The sequence below is a fragment of the Mycobacterium marinum genome (assembly GCF_003391395.1).
In the GTDB taxonomy this organism is placed as follows: Bacteria; Actinomycetota; Actinomycetes; order Mycobacteriales; family Mycobacteriaceae; genus Mycobacterium; species Mycobacterium marinum.
On record NZ_CP024190.1, the window covers coordinates 4,457,524 to 4,479,731 of the forward strand.

The 22,208-nt window shown below is 67.4% G+C and carries 16 protein-coding genes; 1 reads left to right on the top strand and 15 read right to left on the bottom strand.

Annotation, left to right across the window (positions count from 1 at the left end):
* The first annotated feature begins 98 nt into the window (after positions 1-98).
* A complete protein-coding gene (locus CCUG20998_RS18600; RefSeq protein WP_020730258.1) occupies positions 99-737 on the top strand; it encodes a TetR/AcrR family transcriptional regulator in 639 nt (212 codons plus the stop codon).
* Positions 738-807: 70 nt separating this feature from the next.
* Here CCUG20998_RS18600 and CCUG20998_RS18605 read toward each other — a convergent pair whose 3' ends face one another.
* The 15 genes from CCUG20998_RS18605 to CCUG20998_RS18670 all read right to left on the bottom strand — a co-directional run bounded on the left by CCUG20998_RS18605 (position 808) and on the right by CCUG20998_RS18670 (position 21,406).
* On the bottom strand, positions 808-5,352 hold the full coding sequence (locus CCUG20998_RS18605) for a PGRS repeat-containing protein (RefSeq protein WP_406682428.1): 4,545 nt from the start codon (positions 5,350-5,352) through the stop codon (positions 808-810).
* A gap of 51 nt (positions 5,353-5,403) precedes the next feature.
* A complete protein-coding gene (locus CCUG20998_RS29465) occupies positions 5,404-5,589 on the bottom strand; it encodes a PE family protein (protein WP_020730255.1) in 186 nt (61 codons plus the stop codon).
* A 350-nt stretch (positions 5,590-5,939) separates the two neighbouring features.
* On the bottom strand, positions 5,940-7,046 hold the full coding sequence (proB, locus tag CCUG20998_RS18610; RefSeq protein WP_020725982.1) for a glutamate 5-kinase: 1,107 nt from the start codon (positions 7,044-7,046) through the stop codon (positions 5,940-5,942).
* Positions 7,046-8,485, bottom strand: a complete 1,440-nt coding sequence (gene obgE / locus CCUG20998_RS18615) for a GTPase ObgE (protein ID WP_020725983.1) — start codon at positions 8,483-8,485, stop codon at positions 7,046-7,048. The genes proB and obgE overlap by 1 nt, the downstream gene beginning before the upstream one ends.
* A 103-nt stretch (positions 8,486-8,588) precedes the next feature.
* Positions 8,589-8,855 carry a 50S ribosomal protein L27 gene (rpmA, locus tag CCUG20998_RS18620; RefSeq protein WP_015356542.1) on the bottom strand — a complete coding sequence of 89 codons (267 nt, stop codon included), beginning with the start codon at positions 8,853-8,855 and terminating at the stop codon, positions 8,589-8,591.
* Positions 8,856-8,872: 17 nt separating this feature from the next.
* Positions 8,873-9,184, bottom strand: a complete 312-nt coding sequence (gene rplU, locus CCUG20998_RS18625; protein ID WP_011741441.1) for a 50S ribosomal protein L21 — start codon at positions 9,182-9,184, stop codon at positions 8,873-8,875.
* A gap of 272 nt (positions 9,185-9,456) precedes the next feature.
* Positions 9,457-12,474, bottom strand: a complete 3,018-nt coding sequence (rne, locus tag CCUG20998_RS18630; RefSeq protein ID WP_103654134.1) for a ribonuclease E — start codon at positions 12,472-12,474, stop codon at positions 9,457-9,459.
* Positions 12,475-12,800: 326 nt separating this feature from the next.
* Entirely contained in the window at positions 12,801-13,211 is a 411-nt protein-coding gene (gene ndk, locus CCUG20998_RS18635) for a nucleoside-diphosphate kinase (RefSeq protein ID WP_012395377.1), read from the bottom strand.
* A gap of 63 nt (positions 13,212-13,274) precedes the next feature.
* Entirely contained in the window at positions 13,275-13,679 is a 405-nt protein-coding gene (locus CCUG20998_RS18640; RefSeq protein WP_020730252.1) for a DUF4233 domain-containing protein, read from the bottom strand.
* Positions 13,676-15,130 (bottom strand): bifunctional tetrahydrofolate synthase/dihydrofolate synthase, encoded by a 1,455-nt coding sequence (gene folC, locus CCUG20998_RS18645; protein ID WP_020730251.1) that lies wholly within the window; start codon positions 15,128-15,130, stop codon positions 13,676-13,678. The genes CCUG20998_RS18640 and folC overlap by 4 nt, the downstream gene beginning before the upstream one ends.
* Complete coding sequence (locus tag CCUG20998_RS18650; protein ID WP_012395380.1) at positions 15,127-17,787, bottom strand: valine--tRNA ligase; 2,661 nt, start codon at positions 17,785-17,787, stop codon at positions 15,127-15,129. Before CCUG20998_RS18650 ends, folC begins: the two co-directional genes overlap by 4 nt.
* A gap of 74 nt (positions 17,788-17,861) precedes the next feature.
* Positions 17,862-18,485 carry a LysM peptidoglycan-binding domain-containing protein gene (locus CCUG20998_RS18655; RefSeq protein ID WP_020730250.1) on the bottom strand — a complete coding sequence of 208 codons (624 nt, stop codon included), beginning with the start codon at positions 18,483-18,485 and terminating at the stop codon, positions 17,862-17,864.
* A gap of 83 nt (positions 18,486-18,568) precedes the next feature.
* Entirely contained in the window at positions 18,569-19,165 is a 597-nt protein-coding gene (locus tag CCUG20998_RS18660; RefSeq protein ID WP_020725989.1) for a DUF937 domain-containing protein, read from the bottom strand.
* A 107-nt stretch (positions 19,166-19,272) separates the two neighbouring features.
* Positions 19,273-20,529 carry a saccharopine dehydrogenase family protein gene (locus tag CCUG20998_RS18665; protein WP_020725990.1) on the bottom strand — a complete coding sequence of 419 codons (1,257 nt, stop codon included), beginning with the start codon at positions 20,527-20,529 and terminating at the stop codon, positions 19,273-19,275.
* A gap of 166 nt (positions 20,530-20,695) precedes the next feature.
* On the bottom strand, positions 20,696-21,406 hold the full coding sequence (locus tag CCUG20998_RS18670) for a transglycosylase family protein (protein ID WP_020730249.1): 711 nt from the start codon (positions 21,404-21,406) through the stop codon (positions 20,696-20,698).
* Positions 21,407-22,208: the final 802 nt, after the last annotated feature.

Here is a 22,208-nt window from a genome sequence, read left to right on the forward strand (position 1 = left end):
GTCACAGACTGACGATGCTATGTCTAGACACTATGTCTAGTCAATATGTCTCGCGGTTGGCTATGCTCATCCAAGGACCAGGAGGTGCCCGGGCAAACATGGCGTCCATCACCCGAAATGCGCAGGCCAACCGCCGGCAGCGGCGCGAGCAGATGGAATGCCGCCTGCTAGAGGCCACCGAGCGACTCATGAACAATGGCGCCAGCTTCACCGAGCTCAGCGTCGATCGGCTGGCGACCGAGGCCGGCATTTCGCGCGCCAGCTTCTACATCTACTTCGATGACAAGGGCCACCTGCTGCGCCGTCTGGCCGGTCAGGTGTTCGACGACCTGGCCACCGGCGCGCAGCATTGGTGGGACGTGGCCTGGCGCCACGATCCGGACGACGTCAGAGCCGCGATGCGCGCCATCATCGCCCGCTATCGCCGTCATCAACCGATCCTCATCGCCCTCAACGAGATGGCCGGCTATGACCCCCACACGGCACAAACGTATCGGGACATCCTGACTGCCATCTCCGCGCGATTGGCCCAGGTCATCGAGGACGGCCAGGCCGATGGCTCAATCCGCCCCGAACTATCCGCGACCACCACGGCCAACGCGCTCACATGGATGGTCGAGCGAACCTGCCATCAGAACCTACCGAGCAGACCGCCCGAATTCGACGCCGAACTGGCCGATACGCTTTCTGAAATCGTATGGGGTGCCCTGTATCTCACGTCAACGTCGCTGCGATGACGCACCGGGATTGGCCTACCACGACCTCGGCAGGCAGGTCGCTGATCTGAGCGCAGGCATTCCGGTGCGATTAGTGTGCGCCGGTTCCGCCGGATCCGCCGGCGCCGCCCACGCCGCCGTCGACCAGTGCCGGCCCGGTCGGCCCGCCGCCGGTCGCGCCACCATGGCCTACTCCGCCAATCCCAACAAGTTCGGTATCGACGAACCGGTCGCCGCCAGCGCCGCCGGTGCCGCCGGTGCCGCCGGTGCCGCCGTTGCTGCCGCCGAACGGAGGGACGGGTGGGGATCCGTCACCGCCGTTGCCGCCTCGGCCGCCCTTGCCGCCCTGGCCGCCGGGAGCGTCCCAGCCGTCACCACCGTCACCGCCGTTGCCGCCCGTCCCGCCGTTGCCGGCACCACCAATACCCTGGGCATCAACTCCGCTACCACCCTGGCCGCCAGTGCCGCCGCCGCCACCTATGCCCCCGAAGCCCATACCGCCGTCACCGCCAGCCCCGCCGGTGCCACCGGTACCCACGCTGGAGTAGCCACCTTCGCCACCGGTTCCCCCCCAGCCACCAAAGGCCCCGTTGCCGCCGTCGCCGCCGGCGCCGCCGGTACCGGGTGCGTTGAAACCAGTGGCATTTCCGCCGATGCCACCCATTCCGCCGGAGCCGCCGTTGCCGAAAGTGCCGAGCTCGCCGGCTGCGCCCGTACTTGATCCGTCCCCACTCAGGCCGCCTTGACCGCCAAGCCCGCCCGGGCCCCCACCGCCGCCGTCACCGCCCTTGCCGCCATTCTGTGGCGGACCAGAGATGCTCCCGTCAGCTCCGTCACCACCATCGCCTCCCCTGGCACCAAGGCCGCCGGTACCCCCCTGTCCGCCGTCGCCGCCGGCCCCGGTGGCACCGTCAGTGAACCCCGCGGCGTGAGCCTGACCACCGACGCCGCCAGTACCACCGGCACCTCCGACACCACCAAAACCGCCGTAGCCGCCATAGCCGCCGTTAGCGCCGCTGCCAGAAGCCATGTCTGCTCCATGCACACCATCGCCACCGGTACCGCCCATGCCACCGGTACCGCCGGACCCGCCGAGGCCACCGTTGCCGCCTTTGGCACCGCCGTCGCCACCGGCCCCGCCGACACCACCGGTCGCGCCCGCCCCGCCCCTTTCACCGTCCGCGGACAATGTGGCACCGCTGTCCCCGACGGTGCCCTTCCCGCCGGTTCCACCGTCACCGCCGTTTCCGCCATTGCCGTAGAGTCCGCCGTCGCCACCGGCCCCGCCGGCACCACCTTTGACGCCGATAGCACCACTGCCCCCGTTTCCGCCGTCACCGCCGTTACCACCGGTGGTGACGCCGGATCCAGCTTTGCCGTTTCCGCCAGATGTCGGACCGGCGCCGGCCTGGCCACCGGCCCCGGCGTTACCGGGGTCACCCCCATGTCCGCCGTCACCACCACGCTCACCGGAGCCCGCTACCGCGTTGGCGCCGTCACCGCCGTCCCCGCCGATTCCGGCGGTCCCGCCGTCCCCGCCAGCACCACCAACGCCCTGCGTTCCATCGGAGTAACCCGCGGCTTGGGCCTGACCGCCCTGTCCTCCGGCACCACCAGTTCCACCGGTCCCACCATTTCCGCCCTTACCGCCGGACCCGCCATCGATATCGGCCCCGGTGATCCCGTTCGCACCATTTCTGCCGGTACCGCCGGTACCCCCGGTACCCCCGTCTCCACCGCTACCGCCATCACCGCCGTGACCGGCCAACGCGCCCCCGCTGCCACCGGCACCGCCCTGACCGCCAGTGCCGCCAGTTCCTCCGGTTCCGCCCGCGCTACCTGCCACAGGGCCGGTGGAGCCGACCTGGCCCTTGCCGCCGTTCCCGCCGTCACCACCGTCGCCGCCATTGCCGTAGAGCCCGCCGTCACCACCGGACCCGCCGGCACCGCCGTTCACGCCGGTAGCGCCGCTGGCGCCGTTGCCGCCGTCGCCGCCGTTACCGCCCGAGGTGGGAGCGACCCCGGCCGCACCCTCGACCCCTGCGATGGAACCGGCCCCGCCTTGCCCGCCGATGCCGCCGACGCCGGGGTCACCGCCGTCGCCGCCGTTGCCGCCGGCCTTCCCGGAGCCGACGTCCGCGTTTGCGCCGTGGCCGCCGTTGCCGGCGTTCCCGCCGGTCCCGCCCACGCCGCCCGCGCCGCCGACGGCCTGGGTGCCGTCCGCGAATCCCGCGGCCTGAGCCTGGCCGCCTAGGCCGCCGACACCACCGGTCCCGCCGGTACCACCGTCACCGCCGTTGCCGCCGTCACCACCGTTTGCGGAGGAGAAAATGCCAGAGGTACCGGTACCACCGCTACCACCGGTGCCGCCGGTACCACCGACACCACCGGTACCACCGTCACCGCCGTGGCCGGCCAAGGCACCACCCTTGCCCCCGGCGCCACCGTCACCACCGGTCAACCCGGTGTGGCCATTACCACCGTTGCCGCCTCCGATGGTGGTGCTGCCGTTGAAGCCGATGCCCCCGGTGCCCCCGGTGCCTCCGGTGCCGCCATTGCCATACAACCCGCCGTCACCGCCGACCCCGCCAGCACCACCTTTCACACCTTGAGAACCGCTGCCGCCGCTACCGCCGTCACCGCCGTTGCCGCCGGTGATGGGGCTGAACCCATCCGCCCCGTGGGCACCGCCGGTGGAGCCGGCTCCGCCGGTGCCACCGGCGCCACCGGCACCGTTGTCGCCACCATGCCCACCGTTGCCTCCGGCCGCACCCGAGAATGCCGCCGCGTCGGCACCCTTGCCACCGTCACCGGCGACACCGCCAGCCCCGCCCTCACCACCGGCCCCGCCGACACCCTCGGTGCCGTCGGCGAATCCCGCGGCCTGAGCCTTACCGCCGGCGCCACCGTCACCACCGGCCCCGCCGACACCACCCTTGCCCCCACTGCCACCGTCGCCGCCATGAAGATTGCCCCCGGTCACACCCTCAGCGCCGGTAGCACCAAGCCCGCCCGCACCACCGGTCGCGCCGACACCACCGACCCCACCGGCGCCACCGTGACCGCCCAGGGCACCACCCGTGCCACCGGCCCCGCCCATGCCGCCCGCCCCGCCATCACCGCCGTTCTCCCCGGATGCGCCAGCCGCGGTGGCATCCGCCCCCTGGCCACCGGCTACGCCATCACCGCCGTCCCCACCGGCGCCGCCATTGCCATACAACCCGCCATCACCGCCGGCACCACCGGCACCACCGGCAACCCCGGCAGAAGCGGCTGGACCGGAGGCGCCGTTTCCACCGTCACCGCCGTTACCGCCGGTGATGGGCCTGAACCCATCCGCCCCGTGGGCACCGACGGTGGAGCCGGCTCCGCCGGTCCCACCGGCACCACCGGCACCGTTATCGCCACCATGCCCACCGTTGCCCCCGGCCGCACCCGAGAACGCCGCCGCGTCGGCACCCTTGCCACCGTCACCGGCGACACCGCCGGCCCCGCCGGCCCCGCCGGCACCACCGTCACCCTGCCCGCCCAGGAACCGCAGGAAACCGCCCTGACCGCCAGAACCGCCCACCCCGCCGGCACCACCAACGCCGCCATTGCCGCCGTTGCCGCCATTGCTCCCGGGCGCGATCCCGGCAGCCCCGGCCCCGCCCGCACCACCGGCGCCACCAACACCGCCGAGGCCGCCGGCCCCGCCGGAGCCGATCAGCCAACCACCGAGCCCGCCGGCACCACCGTTGCCGGCACTGCCGCCCTCACCACCCGCCTCACCAACACCGCCTGCCAGACCGACAGCACCGTCGCCACCCGCTCCACCGTGACCGCCCAACCCCCACAGCCCCACGGCAGCGCCACCGGCGCCCCCGTCACCGCCGCTACCGGCGACCGCGCCGGTTCCGCCGGCCCCGCCGGCGCCACCGCTACCGAACAGCCGTCCGCCATCGCCGCCACCGCCACCAGCCCCACCATCGCCAGAGTCCGAATTGACTCCGCCGATACCGCCAGCCCCGCCTCGACCCCACAACCCGCCATGACCGCCATCGCCACCGGCCCCGGCACTACCGGAGCCCGCGCTGTCACCACCGGCACCGCCGGTGCCGCCGATGCCGAACAATCCGCCGTTTCCGCCGGCCCCGCCGGCACCCCCGCTTAGACCAAGCCCCTGCCCCCCGGCACCGCCGGACCCGCCGGCACCCAGCAACCAGGCCCGCCCGCCGGCACCTCCAACACCCCCGTTGACCGGGCCCTCACCGCCAACTCCCCCGGTCCCACCGTTGCCGTACAGCCATCCGCCGGCGCCGCCGGCCCCACCGACACCGCCGGTACCGGAAGCCCCGGCCTGGCCTCCGGCGCCGCCGGCACCGCCATGGCCGAGCAACCCCGCCGACCCGCCCGCGCCACCGGATTGACCGACCGCGCCGGAGCCGCCGGCGCCGCCGTTACCCCACAGAATTCCGCCAGCCCCACCGGCTTGCCCGGTCCCCGCCACCCCATCGGCGCCATTGCCGATCAGCGGCCGCCCAAACCAGTTCTGGCTGGGTGCATTCACCAAACCCAGCACGTCTTGCTCCACGGCCTGCAACCACGAGACGCTGGCCGACTCGCTGGCCGCGTAGCTGTTGCTCCCCGCGGTCAACAGCGCGACAAAGCGCTCATTGAGGGCCGAGATTCGGGTGCTGATGGCCTGTTATTCCTGGGCATGGGTGCCGAACAAGGCCGCGATCGCGACCGACACCTCATCGGCACCGGCGGCCAGCACCGTCGTCGTGGCGCCCGCCGCCGCTGCGTTGACCGCATGGATCGACGAACCAATGCGCGCCAAATCCGAAGCCGCCGTCGCCACTGCTTCCGGCGCCACACTCACGAATGACATCTGCTATCCCTCCCCGAGAAATCTCACGATAACTTGGGCGAACCGCGCACTGCCTGGACAGCGAAATCACCATAGAAAGTTGAAATCCCTACGGCCCCAACATCAACCGCAAAAATCTCAGCGCAAGACTTCTACCTGTGGACATAGACCGAGTACCCGGCGATGGTTATCTCACTGCTAAGAAAAGTGACCACGGCAATTCCACTTCAAAATCTTTGGCGCCAAACCACCGTCGACAGCAGCGACGACGCGGTCGGCCAATCAATGCCGACGACACCACATCGGCCCGTCAAGGAAACGCTGGAACGGCCGTCCAGCCGCCTGGCAGGGGAAGGCCGAGGCCAACTCGCTTATACCGCGACCAGGTCGTCGGCGTGGACCGCGGGCCGGCGCAGCTCACCGGGTAACTCTGAGGTGGACCGGCCCATCATGGTGGCCAACTCCGTCGCGTCATAGGCAACCACACCGCGGGCCACCATCGTCGCGTCGGGCCCACACAGATCAACGACATCGCCGCCAAAGAACTTGCCCGCCACTGCCGTGATGCCCGCCGGCAGCAACGAGCGCCGATGCCCGACGACGGCCCGCACAGCACCTTCGTCGAGGGTCAGCGATCCGGCGGACTCGGCCGCATAGCGTACCCAGAATCGGCGGGCCGACATGCGTTCGGACCGCGCGGCGAAGACGGTGCCCACCGACGCGTCGGTGAGTGCGGCCGCCGCATCCGCCGCAGGAGCGAGCAACACCGGAACTCCGGCATCCGCGGCCAGCAGCGCCGACGACATTTTCGACGCCATGCCGCCGGTGCCCAGGTGGCTGCCTTGCCCGGCGACTACTCCATCGAGGTCGGCCGGACCGGACACCTCGGGAATGAATCTGGCGTTCTGGAATTTTCGTGGATCGGCATCGTAGAGGCCGTCGATGTCGGAGAGCAGCACCAAGGCGTCCGCACCTACTAGGTGCGCTACCAGCGCCGAAAGCCGATCGTTGTCGCCGAAGCGGATCTCGTTGGTAGCAACCGTATCGTTCTCGTTGACGATTCCCACCGCATGCAGCGCCCGCAGCCGGTCCAGTGTGCGCTGGGCATTGGTGTGTTGCACCCGCATCGCAATGTCGTGTGCCGTCAACAACACCTGCCCTACCGTGCGGCCGTAGCGGGCGAAGGCGGCACTCCACGAGTTCACCAACGCCACCTGACCGACGCTGGCCGCCGCCTGCTTTGTCGCCAGGTCCTTTGGCCGACGTGATAGTCCGAGCGGTTCGATGCCGGCAGCGATCGCCCCCGAAGACACGATGACGACGTCGGTACCGGCCTTCATCCGCGACTCGATCGCGTCGGCCAGTTCAGCCAGCCTGCCGGCGTCGAACACCCCCGATGGCGTGGTCAGTGCCGTCGTCCCAACCTTGACCACGACACTGCGGGCGGTGCGAATGGCTTCGCGGTGCGGGCTGCCCATCAATCGTCATCGCGTTCGCGACGTTGGCGGCGGGCAGCCTTGCGCTCGGCCGCACCGACGCGGTCGCTGCGTTCCAGCCGCACATCGGTACCCCGACCGGACATTGCGACGTGACCACCCGCGGGCGTTTGCGGCTCCCAGTCGAAAGTCATCTCACCGATGGTGACCGCGCACCCCGGCTTTGCCCCCAACCGCAGCAGCTCCTCCTCGACCCCCAGCCGCGCCAGGCGGTCGGCCAGGTAGCCGACGGCCTCGTCGTTGTCGAAGTTGGTCTGGCCGATCCAACGCTCGGGTCGAGCGCCGGTCACCACGAAGCCCCCGTGTCCGTCCGCCTGCACGTCGAAGCCGCTGTCATCGACCGGAACCGGGCGGATCACCGGCCGTCGCGGCGCGGCTTGCGGCCGAGCCGCGTTGTACTCCGAGACCATCTGCCACAGCCCGAAGATCAACGGCTGCAAGTTTTCCCGGGTGACCGTGGATACGAGAAATACCGGCCAGCCGCGTTGCGCGAGCTCGTCCTCAACGAACTCGGCAAGCTCGCGGGCCTCGGGCACATCGATCTTGTTGAGCACCACCGCACGCGGCCGTTCGGCCAGGTCGTCGAGCACCGCATCGCCCTGCAGCGTGGGTTGGTAGGCCGCCAATTCGGCCTCCAGCGCGTCGATGTCGGAAATAGGGTCCCGGCCCGGTTCAGCGGTGGCGCAGTCCACGACATGCACCAGCACCGCGCAGCGCTCGATGTGCCGCAGAAAGTCCAGCCCCAGCCCCCGGCCCTGTGAGGCGCCCGGAATCAGACCGGGAACGTCGGCGACGGTGAATGAGTGACCACCGGCAGCGACCACGCCGAGGTTGGGAACCAGGGTGGTGAAGGGATAGTCGGCGATCTTGGGCTTGGCCGCCGAGATGACCGACACCAACGAGGATTTTCCGGCGGAGGGGAATCCAACCAGCCCCACATCGGCGACGGTCTTGAGTTCTAGGGTGAGGTCACGGGCCTGTCCCGGCTCACCAAGCAGGGCAAAGCCTGGCGCCTTGCGCGCCCGCGACGCCAGCGCTGCGTTGCCCAGCCCGCCGCGACCACCCGCGGCGGCTTCAAAGCGGGTGCCGGCTCCCACCAGGTCGGCAAGCAGCCGGCCGTTGTCGTCGAGCACGACGGTGCCGTCGGGAACTTTGACTTCCAAGTCGGCACCGGCGGCGCCGTCCCGGTTGCTGCCCATGCCCTGTTTGCCTGACGCCGCGGTGACGTGCGGGCGGAAATGGAAGTCGAGCAGGGTATGCACTTGTGGATCTACCACAAAGACGACGCTGCCGCCGCGCCCGCCGTTACCGCCGTCGGGACCACCGAGCGGCTTGAATTTCTCACGATGAACCGAGGCACAGCCATTACCACCGGAACCCGCTCGGGTGTGAATGACGACCCGATCGACGAACCGAGGCATCGGGCTTCCTTACATATCCTTTCCCGGACGAAATCTACGTTTTGCAGACTTTGTGCGAGAACTCAGCTGCAAAACGTCGATCTCGACCTGGAGGCGGACGCGACTAGGCGTCCTGTGTGGCCGGCTCCACGATGTTGATTGTCTTGCGTCCACGCTTGATGCCGAACTCGACCGCACCGGCCGCCTTGGCGAACAACGTGTCATCACCGCCGCGTCCGACATTCACACCGGGGTGGAACTTGGTACCGCGCTGGCGAACCAGGATTTCGCCGGCCTTGACGACCTGGCCGCCGAACCGCTTGACCCCCAGCCGCTGTGCGGCGGAATCACGACCGTTGCGCGAGCTGGACGCGCCCTTTTTGTGTGCCATGTGTCTGGTCTCCGCTACTACTTGATGCCAGTGACTTTAAGGACCGTCAACTGCTGACGGTGACCCTGCCGCTTGTGGTAGCCGGTCTTGTTCTTGAACTTGTGGATCCGGATCTTGGGGCCCTTGACGTGCTCCAGCACCTCGCCGGTCACCGCGACCTTGGCCAGGGCGTCGGCATCGGAGGTGACGGCGGCACCGTCAACGACCAGGGCGACCGGCAGCGATACCTTCGCACCGGGCTCAGATTCGAGCTTCTCGACCTTGACCACGTCTCCCACGGCAACCTTGTACTGTTTGCCGCCGGTCTTGACGATTGCGTAGGTCGCCATCGTGGGTGCACCTCTACTCGTTGTTGTGCTTGCTTCTCGTGGGCACGCGCAAAGACTGCTTACGCGTGCTGGTCTGGTTTGGGGACTTCATCTGTCCCGCTGTCACCGGCCGAGACGTCAACGCTCGGCAAACGCCTGATGACAACTGTCCCAGGGTACGTGACCAGCGGCTACAGGGTCAAACTGGCTCCTGGCGTCCAGCGGGTTGGTGCGTTGAACCTGTCACCAGCCCTTCCATAGCCCTGTCACCAGGTCTTTCACTCGCCCTGCCATCAGCCCAGATGGATGGGTGGACCGGCCGGCCGGCCGGCCGCACGCCGCCGGCGCGGGCGCTCGGCAATCGTGGTGACCTCGAGGGCTGCGGAACGGCCAGCAGCCGGCTCTGTGAGTTCGCTCTCACCATCCTCGTCGTCGCTATCCGAATCGTCGTCATCCAGCTCGTCATCCAGGTCGTCGTCGTCTTCGTCGAGGTCGTCGTCGTCGAGATCGTCCTCGTCGAGGTCGTCGTCGAGTTCGTCGTCGTCTTCGGTGTCTTCGTCCTCGTCGGAGTCCTCGTCGGTGTCTTCGTCCTCATCGGCGTCAACGTCGGTGTCGTTGGTCTCGTCGGTGTCGTCGTCCTCGTCGGAGTCGTCCGAGTCATCATCAAAGTCGTCGGTCTCGTCGGTCTCGTCGGTCTCGTCGGTCTCGTCGGTCTCGCCGAGATCAAGGGCCACCTGAACCGCGGCTTGGTCGTCGACCCCGGCGGTCAACTCCTCGCCGGACTCCTCGACTTCCCCGTCGCCGTGCTCGGCCTCCGATGACGAACTCGCGGCCATGGCTTTGAACATCGGGTGTTCGCCCGGGGCATGGGTGGGAACCTTGGCCACGGCCTCCTTCTCGCTGGGCTCTTCCGCGCGGTTCTTCTTCGATCGGCGGTTCCGCCGACCACCCGAGTCAGCTTTGCGTCCAGTTGTCGGCGCCGAATCCACCGGGTCGGCATGCAGCAGAATCCCACGGCCGCTGCAGTGCGGACAGGAGGTTGAGAAGGCTTCGACCAGCCCGGTCCCCAACCGCTTGCGAGTCAGTTGGACCAGACCCAGCGAAGTCACTTCCGACACCTGGTGACGAGTCCGGTCGCGGGCCAACGCCTCGGTCAGCCGGCGCAGCACCAGGTCACGGTTGGACTCCAGCACCATATCGATGAAGTCGATCACCACGATGCCACCGATGTCGCGCAGCCTCAGCTGGCGCACGATCTCCTCGGCGGCCTCCAGGTTGTTCTTGGTCACCGTCTGCTCGAGGTTTCCGCCGGAACCGGTGAACTTGCCGGTATTGACGTCGACCACCGTCATCGCTTCGGTCCGGTCGATCACCAGGGTGCCGCCCGAGGGCAGCCACACCTTGCGATCCATTGCCTTGGCCAGCTGCTCGTCGATGCGATGCACCGCAAAGACATCCGGCCCGACCTGCCCCTCCGACCCGACGGCCGGTTCGTACTTGCTCAGCTTGGAAACCAAATCCGGGGCAACAGAACTCACGTACTCGTTGATGGTTTCCCACGCGTCGTCCCCGGATACGACCAGCCCGGCGAAGTCTTCGTTGAACAGATCCCGGATGACCTTGACCAGCACGTCGGGCTCTTCGTAGAGCGCTACCGCGGCGCCGGCGGCCTTCTGTTTGATCTCGACGGCCTTGGCCTCGATCTGGTTCCAGCGCTCCTGCAGCCGGGTGACGTCCGCACGGATGTCGTCCTCTTTGACACCCTCGGACGCGGTCCGAATGATCACGCCGGCGTCGGAGGGCACCACCTCACGCAGGATTTCCTTGAGCCGCTGGCGTTCGGTGTCGGGCAGCTTGCGGCTGATCCCGGTCGATGACGCACCCGGCACGTACACCAGGTAGCGGCCGGCCAGCGACACCTGTGTCGTCAGTCGGGCACCCTTATGGCCGACCGGGTCCTTGCTGACCTGCACAACGATGTAGTCGCCGGGCTTGAGAGCCTGTTCGATCTTGCGGTCGGCCCCGCCGAGGCCCGCCGCGTCCCAGTTGACTTCACCGGCGTAAAGCACGCCGTTGCGGCCACGACCGATATCCACGAATGCCGCCTCCATCGAAGGCAGCACGTTCTGCACGATCCCCAGGTAGATGTTGCCCACCAAGGAGGCAGAAGCAGCCGAGGTCACAAAGTGCTCAACGACGATGCCGTCTTCAAGCACCGCGATCTGGGTGTAACGCGCGCCCGGGTGGGGCGGCTCGGTGCGAACCCGGTCGCGCACCACCATCACCCGCTCGACCGCCTCGCGACGAGCCAAGAATTCGGCCTCACTCAACACCGGTGGGCGGCGCCGGCCGGCGTCACGCCCGTCACGGCGGCGCTGCCGCTTGGCTTCCAGCCGTGTCGAGCCGTCTATGCCCTTGATCTCGTTGCCACCGGAATCGTCACCGCTATCCGAGTTGCCCGACTTGCCGCCGGAGCGGGGGGCACGCTCGTGTACGACCGTGTTGGGCGGGTCATCCGGGGCCGGACCCTCGTCGCCGTCATCACCAGCACCCGACTTGCGGCGTCGGCGCCGGCGCCGACGCCGGTTGGCGCCGTCGGCCGAACCGTTGTCGTCGTCGCCGTTGTCCGACTCTTCGGAGTCAGCGCCGTCTTGCGCCTCGGTGTCGTCCGATGGGGTGGAGTTCCCACCCGTCTTCTGCGGGGCCTCGTCACCATCGTCGCCGGTTTGGTCCTGACCGTCGTTTGCGCCCTGCTCGCCGCGCCCGCGCCCGCGCCCGCGCCGGCCCCGGCGGCGGCGCCGGTTGGCCGGCCGGTCGGCCTGCTCTTCGTCATCGTCACCTTCGTCGCCCGACTCGTCATCGACATCGTCGCCAGCGACGGGCTCCGAAATCGGCTGGGGTGCGACAAACAGCGGCATGTAGTGCGGCCGCTCCACCCAGGTCTCGACGACCTGCACCGTCTCCTGGGTTTCCAGCATCAGGCGCGATTCGGGTTCGTCGGACTCGACAGCTTCACCGGGAGCATCGGGCACCTCAGCGGCCACGGCGTCAGGGGCTTGCTGGCCCTCCTCGGCCTGACCCTCCTCGGCAGGTTGCTCCGCCAGCAGGTCGCGCACCCGGACCGCATCGACGCGGTCCACACTGGAATGGGCGCTACGAATCCGCCCATCGAGCGCGCTCAACGCATCCAGCACCCTCCGGCTACTGGTTCCCAGCGTTCGCGCCAGTGAGTGAACTCTCAGGCGGTCCGGCAGGTCCTCACGCTGTGTCGGCTCGTTTTCCGGGTCTGAAGATGGGGCACCGTCTACCACGTATTCTCCTCAAGCCCCCGGGCGCGTCTAATCGACGCGGCCACGCGAGGGCTTCACTATGTGCCCGGGTCACTTCTCCCGGGCTTGTGATGGTCTCGCTCCGAGCAGCTCCGAAGGAACCCACTCGGCGCCGTACTGAATGACGGCTTGACACGCCGCGCCGCATCACGGGAACGCGATCGTCGCGCTTGTCGAAGTCTTCATCCGGGTGTCCGACGCTGGTACAGCGACGTTCACCCGAAGTCAGTATCCCATACCACCGGAGCGAGTCACCCTCGCCTGAGCAACCCGGTCCAAAACCAGCCCGCAAGCCCCGCGTCGCGGAGCTAGGCGCTGGGAAACCAGAGTGCGATCTCGCGCTGCGCTGATTCGGCCGAATCCGAGCCGTGCACCAAGTTGAACTGGGTTTCCAGGCCGAAGTCACCCCGGATGGTGCCCGGCGTGGCCTTCTCGACCGGATCGGTACCACCGGCGAGTTGGCGAAACGCCGCGATGGCTCGCGGTCCCTCCACGATCGCCGCTACCACCGGCGCCGAGGTGATGAACTCCAGCAACGAGCCGAAGAACGGCTTGCCCTCATGTTCGGCGTAGTGCTGGCTGGCCAGCTCCTCGGTCACGTTCCTGAGCTCTAGCGCCGCGATAGCGAGGCCTTTGCGCTCGATGCGGCTAATGATCTCGCCCACCAGTTGGCGTTGCACACCGTCTGGCTTGATCAGTACGAGGGTCCGTTCGGTCACGGGGGCTAACAGTAGATGGCCCGATTCTGCGGCCTAAACCTGGATGCCCCTAGGCCGGTCAGATCAGCGCGACGGCGGAGGCCCCTGGCGCTCTCGACGCCTGACCTCGGCACGGAAGTACGCCATCATGGCCCATACCGCACCGAACACCACACCCAAAAACCCGACGGCCGGGTACACGAAAACGCCGGCAATAGGCACCAGCTGAATGCCGAGGTTCGCCCAGATCGCCCACGGTCTGCGCTGCACGCCGGCAAGCAACACCAGCGTCACGGCAAGCCCAATGAGGTAACCCAGCGACGCCGAAGTCAGCCCGCCACCGACCGCACCCACCACCGGGATAGCCAACAGCACCACGATCGCCTCGAGGATCAGTGTCGCTGCCATCACCGAGCCGAAGCTCTTCCATGGGTCTGACTGTGGTGCCGGATCCCCGTGGTTTGCCGGCTCTTGCGGCTGCCCGGTCATTGCGGATCACGACCGAACAAGGTGCGGGCGGCCCCGGCAGTGACCACCGAACCGGTAATGACGATCCCGGTTCCCGACAGCGAGCCCCCCTGCGCTTCCCAGTCGATGGCGGATTCATCGACCAGCGCGGTTGCCGCGTCGACGGCATCACGCAGGTTCTCTGCGGTGATCACCCGGTCGGGGCCGAAGTATTGCTCCGCCGCCAGGGCCAGTGACGCGACATCCAACGCCCGTGGCGAACCATTGTGAGTCACCACGATGGAGTCGAATGCGGGCTCGAGTGCGGCCAGAATGCCATTCACGTCCTTGTCGGCCATCACGGCGACCACCCCAACCAGGCTGCGGAAGTCGAACTCTGCGACCAGCGACTGCGCCAGCGCCGCCGCCCCGGCCGGATTGTGGGCGGCATCGATAAAGACCGTCGGTGAGCTGCGCAGGCGCTCCAACCTGCCGGGGCTGGTGACCGCGGCGAAACCAGCACGCACCGCGTCGACATCGAGCTGACGCTGGGCGCCGGCACCGAAGAACGCCTCCACCGCCGCCAGCGCCACCACCGCGTTGTGCGCTTGATGTTCACCGTGCAGCGGCAGGTAGATGTCGGAGTAGACCCCACCGAGGCCCTGCAACTGCAGCAGCTGCCCGCCTACCGCCACCTGACGGCCCAGCACGGCGAACTCGGAGTCCTCCCGCGCGACGGCGGCGTCGGCCCGTACCGCCTGGGCCAACAGCACCTCCATGGCCTCAGGTACCTGACGCCCGATTACAGCGACCGTGTCAGGGGAACCGTCGGCGGCTTTGTGGATGATGCCGGCCTTTTCACCGGCGATAGACGCGATGTCATCACCGAGGTAGTCGACGTGATCAATGCTGATCGGGGTGATCACCGCCACCGGCGCGTTGATCACGTTGGTGGCATCCCACCGTCCCCCGAGGCCGACCTCGACCACCGCGACATCGACCGGCGCGTCCGCGAACACGGCGAACGCCATCGCGGTGAGCACCTCGAACTTGCTCATTGCCGGGCCGCCTGCGGCCTGTGACTGTTGGTCGATCATTTGCGCGAACGGCTCGATCTCGCGGTAGGTCTGGACGTATTGAGCCGGGGTGATCGGCTTTCCATCGATCGATATCCGTTCCACCGCCGACTGCAGATGTGGGCTGGTGGTCCTGCCGGTGCGTTGATGCAGCGCGGTGATTAGCGCGTCAACCATGCGCGCCACCGACGTCTTGCCGTTGGTGCCCCCGATGTGGATCGACGGGTAGCTCAGCTGTGGTGAACCAAGCAGGTCCATCAGCGCACTGATCCGCGTCAGGCTCGGCTCGATGCGGGTTTCCGGCCAGCGCTGGTCCAGCAGGTGCTCGACCTGCAGCAGAGACGCGAGTTCGTCCGGGGTGGGTTCGGCGTCGCTCCCTTGAGCTAGCCCGGTCCAGTCAGGTGGATCGAAACTCATTGCAGCGCTGCCAACCTGGTCGTGATCCGGTCGCTTTCCTCCTGCGCCAAACGTTGGCGATCGCGGATCTTGCCGACGACGGCCTCGGGCGCCTTGGCCAGGAAATCGGCGTTTGCCAATTTGGCCGCGGTCGATACCAATTCCTTTTCGGCTGCGGCCAAGTCCTTTTCGAGACGCCGCCGCTCGGCAGCCACGTCGATGGTGCCCGAGGTATCGAGCTCGACAACAACCGTGTGGTTCATGCTCGGGCCGAGCCGAACCTCCAGCGAGACCGACGGCGCAAAGCCTTCACCTGGCGCGGTAAGCCACGCCAGTGAGGTGACGGCCGCAACCTGAGCACCCAGATCGGATTCCTCGACACCGATCAGCCGAGCGGGCACCTTTTGCCGGTCGGCCAGCCCTTGGTCACTGCGGAAACGCCGGATCTCGGTGACCAGATTCTGCATATCACTGATCCGCTGCGCGGCAACCGGATCCAGGGTGATTCCGGAGGGCTGCGGCCAGTCGGCGATCACCAGCGATTCCTGCCCGGTCAGCGCCTGCCACAACGCCTCGGTGATGAACGGGATGACGGGGTGCAACAACCGCAACAGTGTGTCCAGCCCCGCCGCCAGCACCGCGGTGGTGGCCGAAAGGCCTTCGGCGAGCTGGGTTTTGGCTAGCTCGACGTACCAGTCGCAGAATTCGTCCCACGCGAAGTGGTAGAGCGCCTCGCAGGCCCGGCTGAATTCGTAACTGTCGAAGGCCGAATCAACTTCGGCCCGAACCTCTTCGAGCCGCCCCAGGATCCAGCGGTCGGCATCGGTCAGCTCCCCCAGCGGGGGCAGCGGGGCCAGCGCGGCACCGTTGAGCAGCGCGTAACGGGTCGCGTTGAACAACTTGGTACCGAAGTTTCGTGACGCCCGGACCGCGTCCTCGCCCACTGCCAGGTCACTGCCGGGGCTCGCCCCACGGGCCAGGGTGAAGCGCAATGCGTCGGCACCGAACGTGTCGATCCAATCCAGTGGGTCGATGACGTTGCCTTTGGACTTGCTCATCTTCCGGCCGAACTCGTCGCGGATCAGGCCATGCAGAAAAACGTCGGTGAACGGCACCTGGGCGCCACGGCGGCCGTCCAGGGTGATCACCTCGTCTCCGCCGACGAAGGTGCCGAACATCATCATCCTGGCCACCCAGAAGAACAAGATGTCATATCCGGTGACCAAAACACTTGTGGGATAGAACTTTTCTAGCTCTGGAGTCAGTTCGGGCCAGCCCAGTGTGGAAAACGGCCAAAGCGCCGAGGAGAACCAGGTGTCCAGGACATCGGAGTCCTGTTCCCACCCCTGCGGCGGCGTCTCGTCCGGACCGACGCACACCTTCTCCCCGTTGGGGCCGTACCAAATCGGAATGCGGTGACCCCACCACAGTTGTCTCGAGATGCACCAGTCGTGCATGTCGTCGACCCAGGCGAACCAGCGTGGCTCCAGGCTTGCGGGGTGGATCACGGTGTCCCCATTGCGCACCGCATCACCCGCGGCCTTGGCCAGCGACTCCACCCGCACCCACCACTGCAACGAAAGCCGTGGCTCGATTGGCTCTCCACTGCGATCGGAATGCCCGACGCTGTGCAAGTAGGGACGTTTCTCCTCGACGACGCGCCCCTGGGCCGCGAGCGCCTCACGCACCGCGACCCGGGCTTCGAATCGGTCCATGCCGTCGAATTGCGTTCCGGTGTCCACGATCCGGCCCTTGGTATCCAGAATCGAAGGCATGGGCAATTGGTGGCGCATCCCGATCTCGAAGTCGTTCGGGTCGTGTGCCGGGGTGACTTTGACCGCACCCGTGCCGAATTCGGGATCCACGTGCCCATCGGCGACGATGATCAGCTGCCGGTCCACGAATGGGTGCGCCAAGGTGGTGCCGACCAGGTGGCGGTAGCGCTCATCGTCCGGGTGGACGGCGATCGCGGTATCGCCCAACATTGTTTCGACCCGGGTGGTGGCCACCACGATGTGGGGTTGGGAGTCCTCTAGTGAGCCGTACCGGAACGACACCAGCTCACCCTCCACCTCGAGGTAGTTCACCTCGAGGTCGGATATCGCCGTCTGCAGCACCGGCGACCAGTTGACCAACCGCTCGGCCTGATAGATCAGCCCGGCATCGTAGAGCCGCTTGAAGATCGTTCGCACCGCCCGCGACAGGCCCTCGTCCATGGTGAACCGGTCACGGCTCCAGTCCACCCCGTCACCGAGCCGGCGCATCTGGCCGCCGATCGCGCCGCCCGACTCGCGCTTCCAGTCCCAGACCTTGTCGACGAACAGCTCGCGACCGAAGTCTTCCTTGGTCTTACCGTCGGCCGCGAGCTGCTTTTCCACCACGGTCTGGGTCGCGATGCCGGCATGGTCCATTCCCGGCTGCCACAGCACCTCATAGCCCTGCATCCGCTTGCGGCGGGTCAGGGCATCCATCATGGTGTGTTCCAGCGCATGGCCCATGTGCAGGCTGCCGGTCACATTGGGCGGCGGCAACACAATCGAGTACGGCGGTTTCGAGCTGGTCGGATCGGCGACGAAGTAGCCGGCATCCGCCCACTTCTGATAGATGTCGCCTTCCATCGCAGCTGGATCCCACGACTTGGGCAGCTGGTCGGCGGCAGAATCGGCGCTGGCGGTCACCGGTCAATTCTAGGAACCGCGCTCGGGCGGCCTGTAGGCACCCAAAACCTCAGGTGAACGCCGTTTAGCCGCGATCAGGGAATCGTGAGCACCTCGCCGGGGTGGATCAAGTCGGGATTAGCCACACCGCTGGCCTCGGCAATCACCTGATACTTGCTGCCGTCGCCGTAGAAGCGCTCCGCGATGGCCCACAGGGTGTCACCGGAGACCACGGTGTAGGTCCGCGGCGCGGGCTCGGCAGCAGGCTCCGGTGGCGCCGGTTCGGCGACCGCTGCCGCGACGGGCTCCGGGGTGGTGTCGACGCGCTGAGCCGTATCCGAGGCAGTGGCTTCGGCCGCGGCGGTGGGCTCGGGCGGCGGCGGGGCGTCGGTCTCGGTATGCGTCGACCAGGCCGGTCCGTCAGCGGCATAGAGCACCAGATTGCGATCGTCTTGCAGCACCAGCCGGACGTTCTTCTTGCCTTTGGTGTCGGTGTGCCAGACCGGTTTGTCCGCCGTGTACACCACAAAGTTGCCGTCGCGCTGCACCTCGGCGCGCACCACCTGCTGGCCGTTGGTGGCGCTCGCCCACAGCGGGGTGCCGCGGGAGGCCAACACGAGATTGCCGTCGTCTTGCAAGGTCAGGGTGTAAGCCCCGTTTTTGGAAACCAGTGACTCCCCCGGCACCAGCTGCTGTCCTTCGGTCAGTGTGTCCGACATTGGCAATACCCCTCTCGTTACTTATCTTGAATCGGCTCGCGGTGGTCGAGCGAAACGGCAGCTACGCCGGCCGCCGACTGGCGCTACTTCTTACCACCCAGTAGGCCGCCCAGAATGTCACCCAGGGCGCCACCTTTGCCTCCCAGCACACTGCCGAGAATGCTCCCCAGGGACTTGTCAACGGATCCGCCCCCGAGGATGCTGCCCAGCACCTCGCCTAGCCCTCCGCGGGAGGCTGACTCGGAGTTCTGCTGCGATCCTTCCCCCGAGCCTAGCTGATTTCCGATGTAGGCCAACACAATCGGGAGCACGATCGGCAACAGCTGCTTGAGCAGATCGCGGTTGCCGGCGCCGCCCTTGGCCAACGCCGATGCGACTTGCTCGGCGTCGTTGCCACCGAAAAGTGTCGCAATCGTCTGATGTCCGTCGCCCCGGTCCGCCGCATCAAGGTTGTGGTCCAGACCCCCGCCGGCGTCGAGCAGGCCCCGGGCCGCCTGACGGTTGGCGGCGGATTCGATCCTGCTGGCATGGTCGGGATCTTGCGAAGTCTGGTGCAGACCGCTGACCAGCACCGGCACCAGCGTGTGAACCGCGCTGTCAACCTCGCCCTGGTCGACGCCTAGCCGACTCGCGATTTCCGAGGTAGGTATCCGAGCGTAAAGATCGTCGAGACCGGCCATCGATGCCACCTCTTTTGCGGCTCATTGGGTGCGCTGTGAACTTCTGTGGACCACTTTCGACACTAGACCGCCGCGCTCTTCACCGAAAGCCGTTGCGGCAGACCAGTTCAAGTTAACCGTTCGGTAGCCAGCGCGACACCCGCGGCCGGCAAGCGCGCTAGCAACGCGTCACCCATCGCGGCCGCCGGGGTGAGCACGCCATGCAGGCCCGAAAGCTGGTCACGATCGAAGGCCAGTGCCAGACCGCACTCCCCCAGCAACACCGACGTCGCTTTGTACCCGGGATCACCGTCCTGCTCCATCCGTGCCACGTACCTGTCACCCGAGGTCGTCGTGGTGTAGGTCTCGATGCGGTAGTAGCCGCGCTCCCGAGTTGCGGCGCTGGGGCCGGTGCCGGGTTTGGGAGCGATGCGCTCCACCAACCGTTGTGGCAGCAACCGGAAGTAGCGGCTGCCCAAGCCCGTCATCGCGTTGCCAACACCGCTGATCATGGCCGAGGCCACTGGCGCCACCGCCGACGAGCCCAGGCTCATGTGTTCGGTGTACTGGAACCGCTTGCCGTACGCCCAATCCAGCAGCGCGTTGCTGCGCCGCACGATGCGGGTGTTGGTGGGCGCCATCATGAATCCTGCCGTCCACAGCCCGGTCAGTTCTGGAGCGATTCGTCCACCACGACGCCAGGGCAGATCGGGCTGCGGTCCAAGTTCCGGCTCGGCGGCGCGGTCGGTGCTCAGCGTGTAGGGGTCGGTGAACTGGCGACGCAGATCGGGGTCGGCGGAGACGGCACGCAAAATTTCCAGCATCGACGCGACCGTGCCGCCCGATACCCCGCCGGCGAACGAACGGACGACGAAGTCGGTGCGACCCAGCTCACCGGCACCGTCGTCGCGGACAGCACGGTAGAGGGCGTACACGGTGAGGTCCGATGGAATCGAATCGAAGCCACAGGCGTGCACGATCCGGGCCCCGGTGTCGGCGGCCTGTTTGTGATACAGGTCGATGCTTTCGCGCACGAACGGCGGCTCGCCGGTCAGATCGGCATAGTCGGTGCCGGCAGCCGCGCACGCGGCCACCAGGGGCAGGCCATAGCGCATGTACGGCCCAACCGTGGTGACGACCACCCGGGTGCGGGCGGCCATCTCCTTGAGTGTCGCCGGTGCGCCGGCGTCGGCGCTGACCACGGGCCAGGACTGTGCGGCCTCCCCCAGCGTCTGACGGACCGCCAACAATCGGTCGGTCGACCGGCCGGCCAGCGCGATTCGCGCGTCGCCGCCGGCCCGGGCCAGGTATTGCGCGGTCAGCTTGCCGACGAAGCCGGTCGCCCCGTAGAGGATGATGTCGAATTCACGCGGCGTTTCGCTCACCGACCCGACGCTACCGCGCGGTCAGGGGTTCGTGAGCAGACGAGGGCCAATGGCGCCCGGATTCACACCTGATAGGGCCGGGCTGGACCCGGCAAGACCCCAAACAAGATGAGAGCGCCGGGCCTGAAGGCCCGACACTCTCATCAAAAATCCAGCGTGGCGTCGGCTAGCCGCGTCGGCCGCAGACCGGCCACGCGCCGATGCCCTGGCTGCGCAGCACATTCTCGGCCACTCGGATCTGCTCTTCACGGCTCGCACCGGCGGCCGATCCCGAGCCACCGTTGGCCCGCCAAGTGCTCGCGGTGAACTGCAGGCCGCCGGAGTAGCCGTTGCCGGTGCTGATGCCCCAGTTACCGCCGGATTCGCACTGTGCGATGGCGTCCCAGTTCACGGTGTAGACCTTGGGAGCGGGCGGCGGCGCAACGTCCGGCGCCGGCGGCTCGAAACCGACTGGTTCCGGAGCTGGCTGAACATCCTCAGGGGCCGGCGGTGCGAAGGCGTCCGGGGCCGGCGGTGCATCCTCCGGAGCGGGACCGTCCGGCATGTCGACCGGCGCGATCATGGCCTCGGGGGCCGGCGGTGCGTCCTGCGGGGCCGGCGGCGCGTCCTGCGGGGCCGGCGGCGCCTCCCCCGGAGCGGGGGCCTCCGGCATGTCGACCGGCGCAATCATGGCCTCGGGGGCCGGCGGTGCGTCCTCCGGGGCGGGCGGCTCAAAGGCATCCGGGGCCGCAGGCAGGTTGGGGTCAAAGCCCGTCGTGTCGGCACCGACCGCATTCGGGTCCAGGCCGTCGTCGGCGTTGGCGGTGGCGGCGGTGGGCACAGTCACGAGCGTCCCTGTGATCGCCGCGACGATGAGCGTCTTGCGGACGTTCTTCAAGATTGTTCCTTTCGCGGTGCGCGCGCCAAAGCCAGCCAGCCCACGAGACGTGGGTTGGTTGCGATGTCCAGTTAGGAATTGCTGCTTTGAGACGTGCCGTCTCGTTTCGGCACGACAGCGGAGGGCCTGATCTGCCCGGCGGGCCTTGCCCGACCGCAGCGGCGGCTATGCGAAATTAGTGCCGCCCGCAGCTCCGCTCACACGCGGGTCCGTGGATTCAATTTTGTTCATTACTGTTGCCCGGTCTTTTGGGCTACGGGGACCGTACGATAACGATTTGGATTCGTCATCTCCGCCACGCCGATATCTCAGTTCTATAACGCGCGAATCACGGCCGGATACCAGAAAAGTTCCTGCTGGTCAGACGCAAATTTGCGGCAATACAAGAGCATTGACAGTTTGGGCGCCTTCGTGAGCCGAATCACGCACATTTTGTGAGCTGAGACACGAGTTTGCCCATGGACAACTCGGCCGGCGTACCGCACACCCACGCCAACACCGCCGTGACCCAGGTCATAACCCTCGGGCAAAGGCGGTTGGAACACACTCAGCTGCAGTTCACAAAAGGCTGCTGTCAATCAACTGAACACCAAGTGTCACAGCGCTGTTCATTGCATGGGCAGTTGGCAACGGTTAGCGACTGCAGTGTCGACGGGATACTAATTATCTTTCGCGGCCTTCGTATCCGACCGGCCGCCAACCGACGAAGCAACCCCCAGTGCGCAGTGAGATCGTGGGCCTCTGATCACGACGCGGTTTACACGTGCCGATCAACGAGTCATGTTGCCCGCTAGTAGCTTTC